The organism is Actinotalea ferrariae (assembly GCF_019733465.1).
GTDB classification, from domain to species: Bacteria; Actinomycetota; Actinomycetes; order Actinomycetales; family Cellulomonadaceae; genus Actinotalea; species Actinotalea ferrariae_A.
The window spans coordinates 23,577-26,941 of the sequence record NZ_JACVQL010000023.1; the positions used below are offsets into that span (position 1 = coordinate 23,577).

Annotated in this window: 4 protein-coding genes; 1 reads left to right on the forward strand and 3 read right to left on the reverse strand. The window is 75.7% G+C overall.

What is annotated here, in order from left to right:
• Both ICW40_RS02475 and ICW40_RS02480 read right to left on the reverse strand, forming a co-directional pair.
• The coding region (locus ICW40_RS02475; RefSeq protein ID WP_221652248.1) for a protein kinase domain-containing protein at nucleotides 1-974 on the reverse strand (974 nt) is incomplete at its 3' end.
• Nucleotides 975-1,009: 35 nt separating this feature from the next.
• On the reverse strand, nucleotides 1,010-2,179 hold the full coding sequence (locus ICW40_RS02480; protein ID WP_221652249.1) for a LysM peptidoglycan-binding domain-containing protein: 1,170 nt from the start codon (nucleotides 2,177-2,179) through the stop codon (nucleotides 1,010-1,012).
• 131 nt (nucleotides 2,180-2,310) lie between these two features.
• On the opposite strand from ICW40_RS02480, the gene ICW40_RS02485 reads away from it, so the two are divergent.
• Entirely contained in the window at nucleotides 2,311-2,703 is a 393-nt protein-coding gene (locus ICW40_RS02485) for an Rv2175c family DNA-binding protein (RefSeq protein ID WP_221652250.1), read from the forward strand.
• Nucleotides 2,704-2,829: 126 nt separating this feature from the next.
• Here ICW40_RS02485 and ICW40_RS02490 read toward each other — a convergent pair.
• Nucleotides 2,830-3,365, reverse strand: a 536-nt coding sequence (locus ICW40_RS02490; RefSeq protein ID WP_221652251.1) for a polyprenyl synthetase family protein, incomplete at its 5' end; no start/stop codon positions are given.

A 3,365-nucleotide genomic window follows, 5' to 3' on the forward strand; every position in this document is an offset into this window, starting at 1 on the left:
TGGATCGTCTCGGTGGCGTGCGGGTCGTCGTCCGCCGCGACCGCCCCACTCGTGCCCGACGGCGCGTCGGCCACGACGACGGCCGCGACCGACGCCTCGGCGCGGCGGTCGAGCGTCGCGTCGTCGAGCGCCTCCCGGGTCCGCCGGACCAGTGCGAGCGCCGCCCGCGCGTCGACCGGGCGCTCGTCCGGCTCACGCGCCGCCAGGGCGCCCACGAGCTCGTCGAGCTCGGCGGGGAGCCACGGGACCGCGGCCGAGGGCGGGGGGACGTCGGAGTTCACGTGCTGGTAGGCGATCTGGATGGGGGTGGCGCCGGTGAAGGGCTGCGCGCCGGTGAGCATCTCGTACAGCAGGATGCCTGCGGCGTAGACGTCGGTCCGGGTGTCGCTCGCGCCGTGGGCGACGAGCTCCGGTGCCAGGTACGCGACCGTGCCGAGCACCGTGCCGGTCGTCGTCGCCGTGACCTCGGTGACGGCGCGGGCGAGGCCGAAGTCCGCGACCTTGATCCGCCCGTCGCTCGCGAGCAGGACGTTCTCGGGCTTGACGTCGCGGTGCACGAGGCCGACCCGGTGCGCCGCGGCGAGCGCGTCCAGCACGGCCTCGATCACGTCGAACGCCTCCCGCACGGGGAGCCCACCGTCGGCGAGCCGCCGGCGCAGGTTCGTGCCCTCGACGTACTCCATGGTCAGGTAGCTGGTCTCGCCGTCGACGCCCTGGTCGAAGACGGAGACGAGGCCGGGGTGCGTCAGGCGGGCGGCGGCGCGCGCCTCCCGCCGGAACCGCGCGACGAACTCGGCGCCCGTGCCGCCCTCGGCCAGGTGGGCGTGCATCACCTTGATGGCGACCTCGCGGTCCAGCCGACGGTCCACCGCGAGGTAGACGGTCGCCATCCCGCCGCGAGCGATCCGGGACAGCACCTCGTAGCGCCCGTCGATCAGGTGACCGATGAGCGGGTCCGTGAGGGTGGCTGCCACGGCGGCAGTCTACGGAAGCAAGGCCCGCAAACCCGTCAGGCGTACCGCGACATGTGCGTCTGGACGTTGGCGACGTAGCGGCGCGTGTCGGGGTACATCCCGTACTTCGCGACGCCTGCGGCGCCCTGGTAGTAGCCCGCGATGGCGGTGGGGAGGTCCGGGCTCGTCGCGACGAGCTGGCGCAGGATCGCGACACCCGCGGTCACGTTGTCCTGCGGGTCCAGGAGGTTGAGCGGGCGGCCGACGAGGTCGGAGGCCCACTGGCCGGACGTCGGGATGACCTGCATGGTGCCGATGGCGTTGGCGGGGGAGACCGACGCGTGGTTGAACCCCGACTCCTGGTACGCCACCGCCTGCGCGAGCGCGGGGTCGACGCCCATCGCCTGCGCCGTGGCGACGACGAGCTGCTGCATCTCGGCCTTGCTCGGCACGCCCACGGACAGGAGGGTCGCCTTGTTCGCGTTGGCGGACGCGACGGTCGCGGCGGGGTACGTGCGCCCCGCGAAGGTGCTGCCCACGAGCGCCGTGGTCGGCGCGGCGGTCGGCGCCGCGGAGGCGCCCGGCACGGAGAGCACCTGGCCGATCCGGATGAGCGCGTTCGCGCCGAGCCCGTTGGCGCTGACGATGGCCGACGTCGTCGTCCCGTAGCGCGCCGCGAGGCCCGAGACCGTGTCGCCCGCGACGACCGTGTGGCTCGCCGCCTGCGGTGCGGGCGCGGCTGCGGCCGGCTGCGCCGCCGCCGGGGCGCCGCCCGCCGGGATGGTGAGGACCTGGCCGATGCGGATGAGTGCGTTCGCGGCCAGCCCGTTCGCGCTGATGATCGCGGCCGTCGTCGTGCCGTGCCGTCGTGCGAGCGCGGAGACGGTGTCGCCCGCGGCGACGGTGTGCGTCACCACGGCCGGCGCGGGCGCCGCGACGGGCACGGCCGCCTGCGCGGTGGGGATCACGAGGTGCTGGCCGGCCTTGATGGAGGCGCGCGAGTCGAGGCCGTTGGCGCTGACGATCGCGCTCACGGTCGACGAGGTGCGCAGCGCGATGTGGCTGACGGTGTCACCCGGCTGGACGACGTAGTCCTGCGCCTGCGCGGCGCCCGCGCTCCCGGCGACGCCGACGACGGCGAGCGCGAGCCCCATCCCGGTGCTGCGCGCGGCACGGTGCTTCGAGGCGGGAGCCCGCAGGGCGGCGTTCGACGCGGCGTTCGGCATGGGTTCAACCTTCGGTTCGCGGTCACTGCTGTGACCAGTGTGACTGGTGTGACTGGAGTGAAACCTACCTCCGTCGGCGCGCCGACGGAAGGTCGGGCCCTGCGCCGGTCGGGTGACCGTAGGCTGGCGGGGTGAGCCTCGATGCGCTGGTGGACGAGTGGTTGCCCCTCCCGGACGTGGCCGAGCGCCTCGGCACCGACGTCGGTCGCGTGCGGCGGCTGCTGCAGGAGGACAAGCTCCTGGCGGTCCGGCAGGGCGAGCGCAAGATCCTCAGCGTCCCCGCGCGGTTCCTCGTGCCCACCGCCGACGACGGCTGGGAGGTCGTCCCGTCGCTGCAGGGCACGCTCGTCCTCCTGCAGGACGCCGGCTTCTCCGACGACGAGGCGGTCGCCTGGCTCTTCACCCCCGACTCGTCCCTCGAGTCCCTGGGCACCGGTCCCGAGCGGCCGTCGACGCCGATCGACGCGCTGCGCGCGGGGCACAAGACCGAGATCCGGCGGCGCGCCCAGGCCCTGGCGCTCTGACGGGGTCGCGCGCCGGCCGCGCCGGTCGCGCGACCAGCGGGGTCGGCGCGGCGTCAGCCGGGCGCGGGCGCGGGTGAGTCCTGCCGCGGGTGAGTCCTGCTCAGGGCTGGCGGTGGGCCACCGCTCTCAGGCCTGGCGGTGGACCACCGCGGTGCCGAGCGCGACCAGCATGCTGCGGCCGGGCTCGACGAGCGGTGCGTCCGCGAGCGCGGCGAGCGCCGGTCCGGAGAGCTCGTCGATGAGCGCCTCGACCGCGCCGACGGCCCCGGAGCGCCGGAGCGCCGCGCGCAGCTCCTCGACGTCCTCGACGGCGAGGTCCCGCCGGCCGAGGTGCCCGGCGACCAGGTCGCGGTCGGCCGCCTCGGCCGTGCGCATGGCACGGGCGACGAGCACGGTCCGCTTGCCCTCGCGCAGGTCGTCCCCGGCGGGCTTGCCCGTGGCGGCCGGCTCCCCGAACACCCCGAGCAGGTCGTCGCGCAGCTGGAAGGCCTCGCCGAGCGGCAGGCCCGCCGCGCGGGTGCGCGCGACGGCGGCGTCGTCGGCGCCGGCCAGGGTCGCGCCCAGCGCGAGCGGGTGCTCGACGCTGTAGCGCGCGCTCTTGGCGCGGATGACCTCGCGCGCGCGGGCCTCGTCGGCGACGGGGTCGTGCCCCCACGGCAGCG